The organism is Rhizomicrobium electricum (assembly GCF_011762045.1).
In the GTDB taxonomy this organism is placed as follows: Bacteria; Pseudomonadota; Alphaproteobacteria; order Micropepsales; family Micropepsaceae; genus Rhizomicrobium; species Rhizomicrobium electricum.
Window position 1 is genome coordinate 160,464 of record NZ_JAASQS010000002.1, and the last position, 17,641, is coordinate 178,104.

The following is a 17,641-nucleotide window of genomic DNA, read 5'->3' on the forward strand; positions in this document are numbered from 1 at the left end:
AACCCTTCAAGTACCCTCAGTCTAGCCCGCCGCTGCGGCACGGTCACCTGCGCCAGCCCTTCACCCCGATTACATTCGCGTTACGCCACAGGTTGTCATCCCGGACGCGCCCGCGATGATGATGGCGCATGGCACACGGGGCGCGATCCGGGATCCACTTTGAAATCTGGATTGTGTCCGTGTGGGTCCCGGCTCTGCGCACTCCCTTGCACTTCGTGCTCCGAAGGGCTTGGCCGGGATGACAATCCAGTTGGTTAAGTCCTAGTCTCCCCCGGCAATCGAATCTCCCCTCGCCCATGAAAATCGCCACCTGGAATGTGAACTCTGTGAAGGCACGGATCGACACCGTGACCCAATGGCTGAAAGACGCCGCGCCCGATGTCGTCTGCCTGCAGGAGATCAAATGCATGGACGACGCCTTTCCGCGCGGCGTGTTCGAGGACCTCGGCTACAATTGCGCGGTGCATGGCCAGAAGACCTATAACGGCGTCGCCATCCTGTCGAAGCGTCCGCTCGAAGACATCACCTGTGGTCTGCCGGGCGGCGAAGACGACATCCATGCCCGCTACATCGAAGCAGTGGTGAGCGGCGACAAAGGCGTGATCCGTATCGCCTCGGTCTATGCGCCGAACGGCAACCCGCTCGGCTCGGAGAAATTCATCTATAAGCTCGGCTGGATGGAGCGGCTGCACGCCCGCGCAGCGGAAATCCTCACCTACGAAGAACCCGCGGCGCTGATGGGCGATTTCAACGTCATCCCGACCGACGACGATTGTCACGACCCGGCCGTATGGCGGAACGACGCCTTGTTCCAGCCGCAGAGCCAGGCCGCGCTGCGCACCATCGAGCATCTCGGCTGGCAGGATGCCTTCCGCGCCTGCGATGCCACCCCGCACCGCTACACGTTCTGGGACTATCAGGCCGGCGCCTGGCAGAAGGATCACGGCATCCGCATCGACTTCGTGCTGCTCACGCCGCAAGCCACCGACCGGCTCAAAACCTGCTCCATCGACAAGCGCGTGCGCGCCTGGGACAAGCCCTCGGACCATGTGCCGGTGATCGCAGAGATCGACGTCTAGCGCTTCTTCGCCACCAGATCGATCAACGCCGACATGCCTTTGTGGCGCGAACCTTCGCTGACTTCGGTATCGTATTCGGCGAGGTGCAGGATATTCATGTCGGCGAATTCGCGTTCCAACAGATCGCGCGTGTACAGGTTCTCGACTTGCGATGGTCCGCCGGTGCCGTATTCGAGTTGCTTGGGACGGTAGCCTTCCAACAGCAGCAATCCGCCGGGCACCAGAACGTGCTTGATGTTGGCGAAGATACGCCCGCGCCACGCCGGATCGGCAAACTGGATGAAGATCGCAGCCACCACATCGAAACGCGGCACGCCCCACTCCCAATGGGCGAGATCGACGCATTCGGTTTTCAGCGTCACGCCCGCAGCGGCCGCCAGCTTCTCGGCCTTAGCCAGCGCCACCGGCGAAAAGTCGATCGACAGCACATCCAGCCCTTGCCGCGCTAGCCACACGCCGTTGCGCCCTTCGCCGTCCGCTACCGCGAGCGTCCGCATGCCCGGCTTCAATCGTTCGCGTTGCGTCGCAAGGAACGCGTTAGGCTCGGTGCCGAACAGATAATCGTCGCCGGAAAACCGTTCGTTCCAAAAAGCGCGTTGGTCGTCCGCCATAATCGCCGTCCCGAAATTCGATCAATTGACGTCAGTATCATGGCAATCGGGGCATCGCCACCGTCCTCAATTGCGCCGCATTAGCCACCTAACCACGCGCCATGGAGGCTTCGATGCGCGCGTGCGCAATTCTTGCGTTTCTCGTTGTCTTTGCGGCAACCCCGGCCAGTGCGGAAAGCCTGATTTACCGCGTCGATTCCGCAACCGCCGTCATCTCCGGCAAGCACATGATCGTCACTGCCAAAGGCGCCGTGAAAACCGGCGGCTGGGAGAAACCACACCTTATCGTCAAGAAGAGTCACGAAGCGGGCGACCTCGATTTCGAGTTCGTTGCAGACCCGCCGGAGGATTCCGTAACCGTAGTCCAAGCGCTGATGCCGGTCAGCGTCCGGTACACGACGCGCCTGCCGAAAGACGACATCGCCGCAGTGCGCGTGACGGCGGCGACCAACACGGTAACGGCGCAGATCATTCCAAAGACCGGCCCTGCCAGACCGGCACGCAAGCAGCGCGTTGCGCCGCATTGACTTCGTCGCCTCCGCGGGAAATACACACATTAACTGTACATCTTTTCCCGTCTGACGTCGTTCCGGAGCCTTCATGGACGCCCTCGTCGCCAATCCGCAGGCGCCTTCTCGCAGCGGACGCTTGCCCGCCGCGCACTTCGGCATGGTGCTGGGACTGTCCGGTCTCGGCCAATCGTGGCGGTTGGCGGTCCAGTATTGGCATGTACCGGCGATGATCGGGGAAGCGATCCTTGCGCTGGCGGGTCTGGTGTGGGCGTCGCTGCTTGTCTTCTATGTCGTCCAAGCCATTTTGCGACCGGCACAGACGCGCGCCGAGTTCGCGCATCCCGTCCAGGGATCGACGCCGGCCTTGGTCGGCATTGCAACGCTGCTGATGACCCTCGCCGTGGCGCGCTACAGCATGCTGGCCGCGTGGACGTTCGCGCTCGCCGGAATCGGCTGGCATTTGTTTTTCGCATTGATGCACACCGGCGGGCTGTGGCGCGGCGGACGCGACATGCTGGATACGGCACCCAGCCTTTATCTGCCGACTGTCGCCGGCAACTTCACCAGCGCCGCCGCTCTCGGTGTACTCGGGCATTCCGATTGGGGCTGGCTGTTTCTCGGCGCCGGCGTGTTCTCGTGGTTGGCGCTGGAGTCGCTCATCGTCATGCGCCTGTGGCAGCCGGATGGTTTGCCCAAGCCGCAGCGCCCGCTGATCGGCATCCAGTTTGCGCCGCCGGTGGTCTGCGGCATGGCATGGCTCAATCTCGCGCCCGGCACGACCGATCACTGGCTGCTGATGCTGTGGGGCTACGGCCTGTTCCAGCTTCTGCTCGGCATCCGGCTGTGGCGCTGGCTTGGCGAGACCCCGTTCGCGCCGTCATATTGGGCCTATACCTTCGGCATCGCCTCGACCACCGTGTGCGCGCTGAAACTCGCGCTCTCGGGCGTGCCTGTGGCGCAGACATTGGCGCTGCCGATCTTCCTCGGCGCCAATGCGTTCATCGGCACCTTAGCGGTGCGCACGGCGGTTCTGCTGATGCGGGGAAAACTGTTGGTCTAGGCCGCGTCGGCTACGACCCGGTTGCGGCCGGAGTTCTTGGCCGCATACAGCGCCTGATCGGCGCGGCGCAGCAGACTGTCGGCGGAGTCCGCCGGCCCCATCGAACCGGCGATGCCGATCGACAGCGTGATGTTCAGTTTGTTCGGCGCGCGCGAGATCGCCACCGGCGTAGTCTCGATGCTCTTCCGCAGCCGTTCGGCGATGGTATAGGCGTACGCCACTTCGGTTTCCGGCATCACCACGACGAATTCCTCGCCGCCATAGCGGCAGGCGAGATCGCAGCCGCGCACATTGGCGGTGATGCGGCGGGCCATTTCACGCAGCACTTCGTCGCCGATGTCGTGGCCGTGGTTGTCGTTGACCCGCTTGAAGAAGTCGATGTCCATGATGACGAACGACAGCTGCTTGCCGGTCTTGTGCGCCTGGGCCACGAGGTTATCGAGGTGGCGCGTCATGTAGCGGCGATTGTGCAGCCCCGTCAGGCCGTCGGTGATCGCCATTTCGAGGCTGAGCTGGACGTTGTGGCGGAGCCGGTCGGCGTAGCGCTTCTTGCGCAGCTGGGTGCGCACGCGGGCGACGAGTTCGTTGGTGTCGACCGGTCGCGTCAGGTAGTCGTTGACGCCCATTTCGAGCGCCTGATGCAGCTTGCGCTTGTCGCCGTCCGAGACCACCACCAGGATCGGCACGTGACGTCCCTCGGGGAGCGAACGCAACTGCGAGCAGAGGCGCAGGCCGTCGAAGCCGCGCATGCCGAGCGACACCAGGATGAGGTCGAAGTCCCCGCCGCGCACGCGCACCAGGGCCTCTTCGAAAGTGTCGACGCAAGCGACGTCGTTTTCCTTGCGCAGGGCGGTCGCGAACCAGTTGGCGGAATCCGGCCGGTCCTCGATCATCAGGATGCGTCCGGCGATGCCGCTTTCGATGAACGAGGTCGAAGGATCGATCAGCCCCATCGCCTGACCGGTGGTTTCGCGCATGCGAAGCTCGTCGGTCATCATCTTGAGGCGGACCAGCGAGCGCACGCGGGCGAACAAGGCCGCGTCGTCGACCGGTTTGGTGAGAAAATCGTCGGCGCCCGCTTCCAGGCCGGTGACGCGGTCCGACGGCTGGTCGAGCGCCGTGACCATCACGACCGGAATATGGGCGGTGCGCGGATTGGCTTTGATGCGGCGGCAGACTTCGAATCCGTCCATGCCGGGCATCATGACGTCGAGCAGGACGATATCAGGATCGCTGGCTTCCATCTTGCCCAGCGCTTCAGCGCCCGAATACGCCGTGACGACTTCGAAATACTCGGCGGTCAGCCGGGCTTCGAGCAGCTTCACGTTGGCAAGAATGTCATCAACGACCAGGACTCGGGCCGTCATGGTTCACCCGATGAAACGGCGGACCGTATCCAGGAAGCTGGTCACGGAAATCGGCTTGGAAATGTACGCTTCGCAACCGCCCTGGCGGATGACTTCCTCGTCGCCCTTCATGGCGAACGCGGTCACCGCGACCACCGGGATCGCCTTCAGCGTATCGTCTTCCTTCAGCCACTTGGTGACTTCCAGTCCGGAAACTTCCGGCAGCTGGATGTCCATCAGGATCAGGTCCGGGCGATGTTCGCGCGCGATATCGAGCGCTTCCATGCCGTCCTTGGTCTGCAGGATGTTGTAGCCGTGCGCGTCGAGCAGATCGTGAAAGAGCTTCATGTTCAGCTCATTGTCCTCGACGATGAGAACGGTCTTCGATTTCGCGTCCATGAGAACTCTCCGGTCCACCCCTCCGGGCTGTCGCACACCACCTGGTTGCACGTACCTGACCCGACTCGATCGCAATCACATTGCGTAGTATTAGTTTGCGAGTATTAACGCTCCCTTGACGTTGACCGGTCCGGACATGCATTCCGGCCGGATTATCTGCGGTTAATGTTTGAATTGGGTGGGAATTTGATCCGCGACAGGCTGACCAGGGAGCACGCCGAGACGATTGCCTTGAATGGACTGACTTTTTTAGCGGGCCGGGACGAGGACATCGAACGATTCTTGCGCAACACCGGAATCGACGCCGACGAGCTGCGCCGGCGGGCGGCCGACCCCGACATGTTGAGGGCCGTGCTGGAGTACATTCTGGCCGGCGACGCCACCACGACCGACTTTTGCGCGGAACAGAAGCTTGATCCACGTCAACTGCACGCGGCCAACCATGTCTTGAGCGGCGCCCGTGAAGTGTGACCTGACCTCCGCCATTGCCGCCGTTCCGTCCGGCCGTCCCTTGGTCATCACCGACGCCGATGGCGTGCTGCTGCAATTCACCGGCTGCTTCGGGCGCTGGCTGGCGGAGCGCGGCCTCTACCTCGACCTCACCTCCTATCAGCTCGAAGGCGGCATCCGGCGCCTGGACGACAATTCGCAGATCCTCGATGTCGAGTGCATTGCGCTGGTGGACGAGTATCGCGAAGACCTCGACGACCTTGATGCGGTCGAGGGCGCCTGCGAGGCGCTGGCCGAACTGTCGCAAGTGGCGAGCGTAGTGGTGCTGTCGAACGTCAATGCGATCCAGGCCAAGGCGCGGCTGAGGAATTTCGCGCGGCTCGGCATCGGCTATCCGCTGATCGCCAACGACTGCGGTGCCGGCTATCTCGCCGATAAAGGCGCCGCCGTCCGCGCTCTGGCGGCCCATGCACGGGCGCAGACTTTCTTCATCGACGATATCCCCTCCAATCTCGCCGACGTTGCCAAGGCCGCACCCGACGTGACGCTCGTGCACGTTGTCGAAAGCGAGCCGTTGCGCGTCCTGCTTGGCACCGGCTTCCCCGCCCACTGCCACGCCAAGGACTGGCGCGAGGTGCAGTCGTTTATCCTGGAGCGGCTGCCCTAGCGGCCATCCATTCCGTCACTTGCCTTGGTCCTCGATTTCGCGCACGAACACCGCCTGGATGGCTGGCTGGGCGGCCCGGCCGTAGCGCAGAACATGGAGGGCCCTTATGCGTTTCGGCATTGATCTAGGCGGTACGAAAATCGAAATCATGGCGCTGGATACCGGCGGCCGGGAAATCCTGCGCGAGCGTGTCCCCACGCCCCGCGATAGCTATGACTCCGCCGTCCGCGCCATTGTAGGATTGGTGGAAGCGACCGAGGCCAAGCTGGGCCGCAAAGGCAGCGTGGGGATCGGCATTCCCGGCGCCATCAGCCCCAAGACGGGGTTCGTCAAGAACGCCAATTCGGTGGTCCTGATCGGCCATCCGCTCGACAAGGACCTGTCGTCCGCCCTCGCCCGTCCGGTGCGGGTCGAGAACGACGCCAACTGCTTTGCGCTGTCGGAAGCTTCGGACGGCGCCGCCATGGGAGTGCGGGTGGTGTTCGGCGTGATTACCGGCACCGGTGTCGGCGGCGGCGTGGTGGTCGACGGCCGTGTGCTGACCGGCGCCCATGCGGTGGCCGGCGAATGGGGACACAACGCCCTGCCGCGCCCCAGCGTCGCCGAGGTGCAGCACGCTCAGGATTGCTACTGTGGCAAGAAAGGCTGCATCGAGACCTGGTGCAGCGGCCCGGCGCTGGCGCGGCTTTACGAGGCGCATACCGGCGTCGGCAAAGCCCTGCCCGATATCGTCAAGGCGGCGACACTCGGCGAACAGGCGGCTGTCACCGAACTCGAGAATTTCTACGACCGTCTGGCGCGGGCGTTGTCCGAGGTGGTCAACATCCTCGATCCCGACGTGATCGTGATGGGCGGCGGCCTGTCCAACATCGACGCTCTGTACACGGAGCTTCCCCCGCGGGTCGAGCACTACGCCTTCACCACCGAAGCCCCGACGAAGATCGTCAGAAACAAGCACGGCGACTCGTCGGGCGTGCGCGGCGCCGCCTGGCTGTGGACCGAAGATGAAGTCGCTGCCGGCCTGGCGAGGTAACCCACTCACCATTGTCATGGCCGCCCCCGTACTACTTATCGTCATGGCCGGGCTACGACCCGGCCATCCAGGCGGAGGCAACGTTTGGCACATCGGCAAAGATTGTGCGGGCTGCAAAATGGATGGCCGGCTCTGAGGCCGGCCATGACGAAAATGGCGATTACCCTATCCACTTCACCTCAGCCGGCTTGCGCGGCACCGGCGGCGGGAATTCGGCGGTATGTCCGACGATAATGGCGGCCACCGGCGTGCAATCCGGCGGCAGTCCGAGCGCCGCCTTGCCGTCGGCCGACGCGAGCCATGCCTGCGCCTGACCGATCCAGCAGGTGCCGAGACCGGCCGCACGCGCCGCCAGCATCAGGTTCTGCGCCGCTAGGCTGCAGTTCACCGCCGCCCACGGCCCGCTGCTGGCGCTGGCGATCACGATCAGCGCCGGCGCATTGTAGAGAATGTCGTAAGCCGGATTTTTCATCTTCTCGACACGCTCGCTCGGTGCGCCGTTGGCGATCATGATCGCCAGGGTCGCCGCTTTACCGTCGCGCGAAACCCGTTTGAGAAGCTCCTTGTCGCGCACCACCGTGAACAGCCAGGGCTGCTCGTTCATCGCGCTCGGCGCCAGCGTCGCCGCATCGATCAGTTGCCGCAGAACACCGTCGCTGACGGGTTCGTCGGTATAGTGGCGCACGGCGCGCCGTTCGCGGATTGCAGTCTCGAGATCCATATCGTCACCTGATTGCTTGTGCCGGAAATGACCGGTACCGCCGCGCAGACTAGCACCACGGCACGCGCGTCACGCTGCGCCGTTTTGGCTCAAACGCAGCGCCATCCACCACAAATCAGGCTTGTATTACGCGCGTCGCGGGTCAGTAGCAGACCCGCCCCACTTCATAGAACACCTGTGTCGGATATCCGCTCGGATCATTCATGATGATACCGGAGATCATGCCCTGGTGCCCTGCGGCGCAACTGAACGCCGCGCCGTCTCTCAATTTCATCCACGGCGAGTTCGGCGAGAATATCGCGCGCTCGTTGGCGACTCTGAACGTGTAGACGTGATGCAACGCGTCCGGCGGGACGATCCGCCGTACTTCCACATTCGCCGTAGGAGCGAAGTCGATGATGTCGGCATGCGTTCCGGGCGGAATAATCAGGCTTCCGCCGCTCGGCTTGTTGCTGACGTCGTTCTGCGTCAGCGGATGCGACGAAACGGCCGGCGCAAAGGCTCCGTTGCCGTAGACGGTGATATTCCCGGATTGCGAGGGACCGGCGTAGGTCTTGGATCCCCAAATTCCATTGATGGTCGAACTGTCGTCGACCGTCTTGTTTGGTTTGGTGCCGCCGAGCGTCCAATCCGCCGGTGTAAAAGAGTTCGGCGAAGCGTGAATGCACGGGTTCACGCCGCGAATGCGAAGACCACGCAGCGAATAGCCCGAAGCTTCGGCGTAATAGAGCATATCGTTGTCCCGCACCGTAACGCAGCCTACCTGCTCCATGCCGGGGGCACCGACATCCACGTACGTGGTGTCGGCATGCAGCGCGCCGCGAACATTGGAAAACGTGTTTCGCTCTATGACGGCATTACGGGATGCGGCGCACGTATTGTCGATGTAGACCACGGCGTCGATCGAAAATTTACCGTCGTGGATATGGGTGCTGTTTCCGCAGTTGACGATCCCGGTCGTATCGACATTCTCGAAATAAGGCCGGACGTCGAGATTGTTGACTTTGGCCCGGACGCTGAGCCCGACATTGGCGTTGGCGAATTCGACGCCGTCGATCTTCCAGCCATCGGGAGCGCCCGTTCCGTCGCCGATCGCCGCACCGGTATAGAATCCTCGAATGGACCCGTGTTCCAGTTGCAGAAGCCCGATATTGTTTGTCGAGCCCACGACAAGGCCGGTTCCGGACCTGATCGATCCGACGGCGGAGCCGCCTTTGCCGCCGATATTGAAGTCGCGGAGTGTTGCACCTCCGGCATTGCCCAGCAGCACGCCGTCGCCGGTGCCGTTTTGTACGACGTACACCTCCGACATCGTTCTCCAGCCGCTGAATTCGTTGCTTTGAACGATCGGCTTCCCCCAACGGACGGTGAACGCACCCCCTCCCGGAGCCGTAAGCTGGAGTAGTGCGGGCTTTGGACCGGGATAGGTCACGCCGCCGGGATACCGCGAGATATTGGCCGTATTGCCTGCCGCGTTCACAACGTAATAGACGGTCGTCGCAAGCAGCGGGGCCGGCATCTTGCCGTCCGCCGAAAACGTGACAGGCGTTCCGTTCGCGGGCGCCCCACCGGGAAAGGTGAGCTCGGCCGGAGACGTTTTTGAGAAGGTCACGCCGGACCAAATTTGCGGGGTCGTGTTTCCCTCGAACGAGATCCCCCTGATGTCCCAGCCGCCGCTCGGCGAAGTCCCGTACATGACGCCGTCGACGAGCACCGTGCCGCCGGCGCTATTTACAATTCGGCAGGCCTGCCTCGCCCCGGCCCAGATCGCGGGGTTTGGGAAACCATCGCTGTAGAACGTGTACGATGTGCCCTGAAGGGCGGACTTGCCGTAATCCGCACTCGGTATGTAGAGCGGCTTGTCGATGACATACGGGGTCTGCGAAGGCGGACAGAACGTGTTGAGCCCATTCCGGATGGCGGCGGATATGGCGTTCTGAAATGCGCGGGCGGTTTCGGATGGCGAACTCGACGGCGTCCACCCAAAATGCAAGGGGGAAAGCGCGCGGTTCTGTGGAACGCCGACCATGCAACCGGGCGAACACTGCGTCTGCCCGCGCGGCGGAATCAGGAAGCCGCCGTCCGCGACCAGCGGATTCCAGCCGTTTGCCTTGATCTTATCGGCCGTCATGTAAAGGAATGTGCGGCCGTCGGGTGGGCCTTCGGGTGCATCGCGATCGAGGACCACTGGCCCCGCCGACTGCATCTGAACCGCGGTAAGCCCTGTCAGAGCCATCGTCGTGGAGAGGTGCCGCGACGAAGTCTCGTTATCGGCGCCGTTCGCAGCCACTGTAGCGGCCGCCATTATCACCCACACGGAGCACTGCTTGAGGTTTCTCATCCATGACCTGCTTCGGGAAGCGCGCACGACTTGGCCCGCGATACGTGGAAAGCATTTCGCCCCACTCCCGACGCGGCGGCTAGTCTCCGGCTCATTAGTTTCAGTTAATTTTGGGAACGCGGCAGCCGCGTAAGCTATTGCTTCGTGCGCAGCAATTTACACCCGTAGCCGGAGATGTGATCGGGGCCGCCTCGATTTCGGTGGTAATATCTCTCCATCGATCGGCGAGAAATCTATAGCAATGAAACGCTATAGGAACCGACCGAAAGAAGTTGGAGGCCGCACTCTGGGAATGTGCGGCCTCCAATTTTTTTGCGCTTGTGTTTGCACGCAGACCACCTTGTGTTTGCACGTAGACCACATTGTCAGTCCCGGAGCCGCAACTCGTTCTGACTATCTCGCACCGCTCGCGCACATGGACGGCAGCTAACGCAAAATCCGTGCTTAGCAGTGCATGTCGTTATCGCTGCAACATGCGGCCCCGATGCGATTGCGAGTACTTGCAAACAAAGCAGCGTTTGTCGCAGCCCCTTGAAAGTTCCCCTTCCGTTCCCCACATGTCATTCGTGTTTTTTGACAACAGGAGTGGCTGGCAAACCAACGGCGGAAGGAAGTCGCGCGGACCTCTATATCCGCCAAGAGCGCGAAAGACATAGCGAGGGTTCGGTGTCTCAACTCGGGCGCACCATATGCCCTTCGAGGAAAGCAGACTGTGACCGGTCGTGTGCCGCTTGACTGCGGTACACGTCGGCGCCCTAGCTTTTGCCTCCATCCCTACCGCGTGCGGGCCCTTCAAGACGTTGAAGGGCCCGTTTTTTATTACCTCCCCCTTGTGGGGAGGTCGGAAAATCGCGAGCAGGAAAAGCGCCGAAGGAAAATCCGACGAACTCTGCGAGCGATTTTCTGGGTGGGGGCGGTACTCCCGAAAGATGAAGTCTTTCACCCGTGCCTTGTCAGTGCACCATACATCTCCGGCCGGCGGTCGCGGTAAAGGCCCCAGGACGCGCGCGCGGTGGCCAGTTCGTCGAGATCGAAGGATGCCGTGATAACGCCCTCCGCTGTGCGATCCATTTCCGCCGCCAAGGCGCCGTGCGCATCCGTGATGAACGACGAGCCGTAGAACGTCAGTTCGCCTGCCTCGCCTTTCTCGGCGCCGACACGGTTCGAGGCGATAACCGGCACGCCGTTGGCGGCGGCATGGCCTTGCATCACGCGGCGCCAGGCATCGCAGCTGTCGAACGGCGGCGCCGGCGGCGGCTCGGACCCGATGGCAGTCGGAAAGAAGATCGCTTCGGCGCCCATCAGCGCCATGCTGCGCGCGCACTCGGGAAACCACTGGTCCCAGCAGATCCCGGCGCCGAATGTTCCGTAGGCCGTCTTGAAGACGCGGAAGCCCGTGTCGCCCGGCGTGAAGTAATACTTCTCCTGGTAGCCGGGCCCGGCCGGAATATGCGTCTTGCGATAGAGGCCGAGCACGCGCCCGTCGGCATCGATCATGGCAAGGGAATTGAAATAGGCGTGACCGGCGCGCTCGAAGAAGCTCACCGGCAAGACCACCTTCAGCTCTTTCGCCAGGGTACTCATTTCCGCGAGCAACGGATTGCCTTCCATCGGCGCCGCCAGCTTGAAATGGTCCGGCGACTGGTCCTGGCAGAAATACGGAGTCTGGAACAGTTCCTGGAGCAGCACGACCTGCGCGCCCAGTTCGATGGCCTCCACAACCAGATACTTTGCTTTTTCGATATTGGCCCGGATGTCCCAAGAACAAGCGAACTGCGTGGCGGCGAAATGGACGGTTCTCATGCCGCCGGTTCTCCCAGAGAAATGCAATGGATTCCACCGCCACCTTGCAGCAAATCGAGCACTTCTACCTGCAAAACGTCGCGGCCTGGGAAACAAGCTGCTAACACGGCCTCGGCTTTGTCGTCGTTGGGATCGTCGAACGACGGCATGACGATGCCGCCGTTGGCCAGATAAAAGTTGACATAACTTGTTTGCAGAATGCGTCCGCGCCAGTCAAAACGCACACGGCGCGGCTGCGGCAGCTCTACAACTTCTATGGCGCGTCCCCGCGCATCGCGCTCGTGCTGCAACCGGCGGATCGCCTCTTTCACCGGCGGCGCATCGGGCAGCGAGGACGACGAGGGGACACCGACGATGACGCGTCCCGGCGCGGCGAAACAGGCGATATTGTCGACATGGCCGTCGGTTTCGTCATCGGAGAACCCGCTGCCGAGCCAGATCACCTTCTCGATACCGGCATAGCGCTTGAGGAGGAACTCGACCTCCTCCTTGCCGAGATGCGGATTGCGGTTGGGATTGAGCAGGCACTGTTCGGTGGTAATCAGCGTGCCTTCGCCGTCGGTATGGATCGCTCCGCCCTCGCAGATGAGCGGCGCTTCCTGGACCTCGATCTCGGCATACTCCGCGATCCGCGTCGCCAGATCGGCATCGTCGGCATAAGGCCGGTATTTCTCGCCCCAAGCATTGAACTGCCACTGCACGGCGCCCCGCCGGCCATGGGAACCGACGAGGAATGTCGGTCCGGTGTCGCGCGCCCACGAGTCGTCGAGCGGCGTCTCGAACAGATGCACCTTGCCGGCGGTGGCGAGCTTGGCGGCGGGAACATCCTCGTGCCTCGCGGCCATGACCACGGGCTCGAAGGTGGATATCGCTCGGGCAATGCGCGCCGCCACCTGTTTGGCGTTGAGCATGGCCTCGTCGGAACCCCAGGTTTCCGAGCGGCAAGGCCAGCACATCCACGTACGCACATGCTCCGCCCAATCGGGGGTCATCGCCAAACCCTCGGATGGGCCCGGTATCTCGGCGTCGCGCGTCCGGCTCATGATTCCTCTATAGCGCGCCGAAACCCTTTGAAGAAAGGACTTGAAACACGTTAAGTTCCACCTTTCGGGATCCGCCCCCCGCACGAGGATTGGTATGACAGGCCGCATCGAGACACGATTGAAGGATTTGGGGATCAGCCTGCCCGCGCCGCCGGCGCCGGTGGCGAGTTATGTGCCCACCGTGAAAACGGGAAACCTGGTGTTCGTTTCGGGGCAGATCCCCGCCGCCGCTGACGGGCTCAAATACGTCGGCATCGTCGGCCAGGACCTCTCGGTCGAAGACGGCAAGGCCGCCGCACGGCTGTGCGCCATCAACCTCCTCGCCCAGGCCAAGGCGGCCTGTGACGGCGACCTCGACCGGGTGACACGCTGCGTAAAATTGTCGGTATTCGTCAATGCCGTGCCCGGCTTCACCCAGCACCCGGAGATCGCCAATGGCGCCTCCGACCTGATGGTCGAAGTGTTCGGCGATGCCGGCAAGCACGCCCGTGCCGCCGTCGGGTCAGGCTCGCTGCCCAGGAACGTCTCGGTCGAGGTGGAAGCCGTGTTCGAGATCGCGTGACGGAGGACGGGGTCACCGCGCGTCTATCCGGTCGTGCCGCCGATATCGGCGCGACGGCGTGGAATGCTTGCGCCAATCCATCCGGCCGCCCCGATCCCCATCCCTTCACCCGCTACGAATTCTTCGTCGCCTTGGAAGAGTCCAAGTCCGCCGTGCCGCGCACCGGCTGGCGGCCGGTCCATCTCGCCGTCGAACGGCATGGCCGCATCGAGGGTTTGATGCCGCTGTACGTCAAGCGGCACTCCCAAGGCGAATACGTCTTCGATCACGCCTGGGCCGATGCGCTGGAACGCATCGGCGGGCGCTATTACCCCAAGCTGCAATCCGCGGTGCCGTTCACGCCCGTGACCGGCCGTCGAATGCTGATCGCCAACGGTGCCGATGAAACGGCAACACGTAACGCGCTGCTAAGTGCCGGGGCAGCGGCGGTAGAGCATCTCGATTGCTCGTCGCTGCACATCACCTTCCCGATCGAGGAGGAATGGCGTGCGGCGGAGGCGATGGGCTATCTGCTCCGTACCGATCGCCAGTTCCATTGGCTGAACCAAGGCTACGACAGCTTCGATACGTTCCTGGCGGAGCTGTCTTCCTCTAAGCGCAAGAACCTGCGCAAGGAGCGCGCGGCGATCCAGGCCGAAGGCATCGCGTTTGATTGGCTCACCGGCTCCGACATCACCGAGGCGCATTGGGATGCGTTCTTCGAGTTCTATATGGACACGGGCGGGCGCAAATGGGGACATCCCTATCTGACGCGTGAATTCTTCAGCCGCATCGGTCAAGACATGGCAGACCAGGTCTTGCTGATCCTGGCGCGGCGGGGCAAAAAGTACATCGCCGGCGCGCTGAATCTGTTCGGCGAAGGCGTGCTTTACGGACGCAACTGGGGCTGCACCGAGTACGTGCCCTTCCTGCACTTCGAGGCTTGCTATTACCAGGCCATCGACTTCGCCATCGCCAAGGGCCTTGCCAAAGTCGAAGCCGGCGCGCAGGGCGAACACAAGCTGCTCCGGGGCTACAACCCTGTGCCCACCTACTCCGCGCACTTCATCGCCCATCCGGGCCTGCGCACGGCCGTGGCGAACTACCTTAAGGCCGAGCGTGACGCGATTGCCGAGGACATCGAAGACTTATCCGCCGCATCGCCGTTCAAGAAGGGATAAAACCCATTCACCTAGCCCCTAGCGGTTGCTAAAAAGGGAGTCGAAATCCGTCCGCGAGGAACCATGCCCTACGATCGCTCCAATATCTTCGCGAAGATCCTGCGCGGCGAGATTCCGTGCGTGAAGATCTATGAAGACGACAAGACCTTCGCCTTCATGGACGTCATGCCCCAGGCCGAGGGCCACACGCTGGTGGTGCCGAAGGAAGAGGCCGAGAACATCTTCGAGCTGTCGCCCGAAGGTGCCGCCGCACTGATCCAAACGGCGCAGAAGATCGCTGCCGCCGTCAAGAAGGCCACCGGGGCGCCGGGCATCATGCTGGTCCAGCTCAACGGGCGGCCAGCCGGCCAGAGCGTTTTCCACATCCACATGCACATCATTCCGCGCCACGCCGGCATCGATCTCGAATTCCACGAGCGCAACATGGTCCCGGCGGCGGAGCTGGAGCCGCTCGCCGAGAAGATCCGGGCGGCGCTTTAGGCGGTTCGCTAGTTTGCAGAGGCTGCCGCAAGGGATGCCTCCCATGCAGACAGTACATATCCAGACACCCCGTATGCCCGCATCTATGGTCGGGATAGTTTGCATATGGGGTTGCCATGAAATGGTTATTGACGTTCGCCTCGGTCTGCGCCGTGACCGCGGCCGCATGGGCTGATCCGGTCACGCAGCGCCTCGACGCCGCAACGGACACCGCAAAGGCTCTGGCGGCGAAAGAGGATTATCGCGGGGCGGCCGAAGCCATCGGCAAGCTGGAGAGCGACCATCTCGTCACCGGTGTGACCGGCTGGCCGGACGCTCAGCTCGAGCATGCGCGTTATCTGGCGAAGTTGGGCGATGCGGATAAGGCGATGGCCACGCTGACCCAGGCCGTCGCGCTTGGGGCCATGGTCAAAGCCAATGACCTCGCCAAGGATGCCGCCTTCACCGCACTGCGCGATCGACCGGCCTTCAAGGCGCTGCAGACCAAGCTGGAACAGAGAAACCGCCTCTGGCAGGACAGCCCGGCCATCGCCACACCGTACAAGCCGGTGCTGAGCGATGAGGAGAAGGCAGCGGGGGTGTCCAAGATCTGGGCCGAAGCGCGCTTCAACTTCCCGTTCTTCGACCGCATCCCCGACCTCGATTGGGACGTCGCCTATGTCGCGGCACTGGCCGACGCGCGCGCCGCCAAAACCACCGAAGACTATTACCGTGCGCTGACGCGCTTCATGGGGCAGCTCAAGGACGGGCACTCGCGCGTGCTGCCGCCCACCGAACTGCAGGACCGCATGAACGGCGTCACGGCCGTCGACACCCGCCTGATCGAAGGCAAGATCATCGTCACCGGCGTTTCCGATCCCGCCCTGACGGCGAAGGGAGTCCGCGTCGGTTCGGAGATCGTACGCATCGATGGCGAGCCGGCGCTCGAGTACGCCAAAACGAAGGTCGCTCCGAATATCTCCGGATACACCCAACAGGATCGCGATGTCTGGCAATACGGCTTCCAGCTTCTGCGCGGACCGGTCGATAAACCGGCCCAGGTGGTGCTCAAGGATGCGCAAGGCAAGACGGTCACTGTCGACCTGCCGCGCAAGCACAATGACGGCCCGTTCGGCTTCCTGCCCAAGATCGAGCGCACGGCCTCGTTCAAGATCCTGCCGGGCGACGTCGCCTATCTCGAAGTCAATTGGTTCATGGACGATGCGGGCATCAAGACGCTGAAGGAAAACTTCGCAGCCGCCTCCGCCGCCAAGGGTCTCATCATCGACATCCGCCAGAACGGCGGCGGCAATAGCGATTACGCCGATGCCCTCGCCCGCGCCTTGGCCGACAAGCCCTATCTCGGATCGCGCTGGCGCGGCGTCGACTACAGGGCGACGTACCGCTCCTGGAACCGGCCGATCGGCTGGGTGCGCGGGACGGCGCCGACCTTCACGCCCGATCCGAACCTGCACTATGCCAAGCCTGTCGTCGTGCTGGTGAGCGGACGAACCTACTCCGCGGCTGAGGATTTCCTGGTGGCGTATGTCTCTTCCGGACGCGGCAAGCTGGTCGGCGAAACCAGTGGCGGTTCGACCGGCAATCCTTTGCTGTTCAAGCTGCCCGGCGGCGGCATGGCGTTCATCTGCGCCAAGGATGACTCGTTCGGCGACGGCCGCATCTTCGAAGGCGTCGGCATTGCGCCGGACGTGACGGTGAAACCGACCATCGCGGATATCCGGCAGGGTCGCGATCCGGTGCTGGAAAAAGCGGTCGCGATCATCAAAGCGTCCCGCTAACCCATAATAAAACGGGCCCTTCAACGTCTTGAAGGGCCCGCACGCGGTAGGGATGGAGGCAAAAGCTAGGGCGCCGACATGGACCGCACTCAAGCGGCACATGACCGGTCACAGTCTGCTTTCCTCGAAGGGCATATGGTGCGCCCGAGTTGAGACACCGAACCCTCGCTATGTCTTTCGCGCTCTTGGCGGATACAGAGGTCCGCGCGACTTCCTTCCGCCGTTGGTTTGCCAGCCACTCCCGTTGTCAAAAAACACGAATGACATGTGGGGAACGGAAGGAGAACTTTCAAGGGGTGCGACAAACGCTGCTTTGTTTGCAAGTACTCGCAATCGCAACATGAACGGATTTTGCGGGCGCGAGCGATGTGCAACGCGAAGCCAGCGTCTGCCTGAGTTATCTTCCGTCCATGTGCGCGGGTGTTCGGAACCAGTCGCGGGAGAGGTATTAAGGTTAGTCGTGGGCGATAATCCGTAGACGGATTATTCTACGAGATGAGCCCTCCTTCCCGGCTTTGCCGGACTTCCCTCCGCGGTCTGAATGCCGATGGCATGAGCGTCGCGCCCGCGGGGGGCAGAAAAGGTGGTGCGAGCCG

General features: G+C 62.7%; 17 protein-coding genes. 10 read left to right on the forward strand and 7 right to left on the reverse strand.

The window, feature by feature from the left end; translation table 11 throughout:
* The first annotated feature begins 296 nt into the window (after positions 1-296).
* Positions 297-1,079: an exodeoxyribonuclease III gene (gene xth, locus FHS84_RS03625; RefSeq protein WP_166930494.1), complete on the forward strand. Its 783-nt coding sequence runs from the start codon at positions 297-299 to the stop codon at positions 1,077-1,079.
* On the opposite strand, the gene FHS84_RS03630 is transcribed toward xth, so the two are convergent.
* Entirely contained in the window at positions 1,076-1,690 is a 615-nt protein-coding gene (locus FHS84_RS03630) for an SAM-dependent methyltransferase (protein WP_166930496.1), read from the reverse strand. The genes xth and FHS84_RS03630 overlap by 4 nt on opposite strands.
* A gap of 113 nt (positions 1,691-1,803) precedes the next feature.
* On the opposite strand from FHS84_RS03630, the gene FHS84_RS03635 reads away from it, so the two are divergent.
* Positions 1,804-2,217 (forward strand): hypothetical protein, encoded by a 414-nt coding sequence (locus FHS84_RS03635; RefSeq protein WP_166930498.1) that lies wholly within the window; start codon positions 1,804-1,806, stop codon positions 2,215-2,217.
* Between the two features lie 73 nt (positions 2,218-2,290).
* On the forward strand, positions 2,291-3,262 hold the full coding sequence (gene tehA, locus FHS84_RS03640; RefSeq protein WP_166930500.1) for a dicarboxylate transporter/tellurite-resistance protein TehA: 972 nt from the start codon (positions 2,291-2,293) through the stop codon (positions 3,260-3,262).
* Here tehA and FHS84_RS03645 read toward each other — a convergent pair.
* Together FHS84_RS03645 and FHS84_RS03650 are read right to left on the reverse strand one after the other, a co-directional pair.
* The gene (locus FHS84_RS03645) at positions 3,259-4,629 is read right to left on the reverse strand and encodes a PleD family two-component system response regulator (RefSeq protein WP_166930502.1); all 1,371 of its coding nucleotides are present in this window, start codon (positions 4,627-4,629) and stop codon (positions 3,259-3,261) included. The genes tehA and FHS84_RS03645 overlap by 4 nt on opposite strands.
* Positions 4,630-4,632: 3 nt before the next feature.
* Entirely contained in the window at positions 4,633-5,007 is a 375-nt protein-coding gene (locus tag FHS84_RS03650; RefSeq protein WP_166930504.1) for a response regulator, read from the reverse strand.
* Positions 5,008-5,193: 186 nt separating this feature from the next.
* Here FHS84_RS03650 and FHS84_RS03655 point away from each other — a divergent pair, with 186 nt between their 5' ends.
* From FHS84_RS03655 to FHS84_RS03665, 3 genes are all read left to right on the forward strand, one after another.
* Complete coding sequence (locus tag FHS84_RS03655; protein WP_166930506.1) at positions 5,194-5,478, forward strand: DUF3572 domain-containing protein; 285 nt, start codon at positions 5,194-5,196, stop codon at positions 5,476-5,478.
* Complete coding sequence (locus FHS84_RS03660) at positions 5,468-6,124, forward strand: hypothetical protein (RefSeq protein WP_166930508.1); 657 nt, start codon at positions 5,468-5,470, stop codon at positions 6,122-6,124. Before FHS84_RS03655 ends, FHS84_RS03660 begins: the two co-directional genes overlap by 11 nt.
* A gap of 106 nt (positions 6,125-6,230) precedes the next feature.
* The gene (locus FHS84_RS03665) at positions 6,231-7,157 is read left to right on the forward strand and encodes an ROK family protein (RefSeq protein ID WP_166930510.1); all 927 of its coding nucleotides are present in this window, start codon (positions 6,231-6,233) and stop codon (positions 7,155-7,157) included.
* A gap of 160 nt (positions 7,158-7,317) precedes the next feature.
* On the opposite strand, the gene FHS84_RS03670 is transcribed toward FHS84_RS03665, so the two are convergent.
* From FHS84_RS03670 to FHS84_RS03685, 4 genes are all read right to left on the reverse strand, one after another.
* Positions 7,318-7,878 (reverse strand): nitroreductase family protein, encoded by a 561-nt coding sequence (locus FHS84_RS03670; RefSeq protein ID WP_166930512.1) that lies wholly within the window; start codon positions 7,876-7,878, stop codon positions 7,318-7,320.
* Between the two features lie 142 nt (positions 7,879-8,020).
* A complete protein-coding gene (locus FHS84_RS03675) occupies positions 8,021-10,219 on the reverse strand; it encodes a hypothetical protein (protein WP_166930514.1) in 2,199 nt (732 codons plus the stop codon).
* Positions 10,220-11,158: 939 nt separating this feature from the next.
* Positions 11,159-12,022 carry an N-carbamoylputrescine amidase gene (gene aguB, locus FHS84_RS03680; RefSeq protein WP_166930516.1) on the reverse strand — a complete coding sequence of 288 codons (864 nt, stop codon included), beginning with the start codon at positions 12,020-12,022 and terminating at the stop codon, positions 11,159-11,161.
* Positions 12,019-13,065: an agmatine deiminase family protein gene (locus FHS84_RS03685; protein WP_166930518.1), complete on the reverse strand. Its 1,047-nt coding sequence runs from the start codon at positions 13,063-13,065 to the stop codon at positions 12,019-12,021. The genes aguB and FHS84_RS03685 overlap by 4 nt, the downstream gene beginning before the upstream one ends.
* 94 nt (positions 13,066-13,159) lie before the next feature.
* Here FHS84_RS03685 and FHS84_RS03690 point away from each other — a divergent pair, with 94 nt between their 5' ends.
* The 4 genes from FHS84_RS03690 to FHS84_RS03705 all read left to right on the forward strand — a co-directional run bounded on the left by FHS84_RS03690 (position 13,160) and on the right by FHS84_RS03705 (position 17,045).
* Positions 13,160-13,627 (forward strand): RidA family protein, encoded by a 468-nt coding sequence (locus FHS84_RS03690; protein WP_166930520.1) that lies wholly within the window; start codon positions 13,160-13,162, stop codon positions 13,625-13,627.
* Complete coding sequence (locus FHS84_RS03695; RefSeq protein ID WP_166930522.1) at positions 13,624-14,787, forward strand: GNAT family N-acetyltransferase; 1,164 nt, start codon at positions 13,624-13,626, stop codon at positions 14,785-14,787. Before FHS84_RS03690 ends, FHS84_RS03695 begins: the two co-directional genes overlap by 4 nt.
* Positions 14,788-14,850: 63 nt before the next feature.
* Positions 14,851-15,267, forward strand: coding sequence for an HIT family protein (locus FHS84_RS03700; protein WP_166930524.1), 417 nt, complete (start codon positions 14,851-14,853; stop codon positions 15,265-15,267).
* 116 nt (positions 15,268-15,383) lie between these two features.
* Complete coding sequence (locus FHS84_RS03705; protein WP_166930526.1) at positions 15,384-17,045, forward strand: S41 family peptidase; 1,662 nt, start codon at positions 15,384-15,386, stop codon at positions 17,043-17,045.
* The last annotated feature ends 596 nt before the right edge of the window (positions 17,046-17,641 follow it).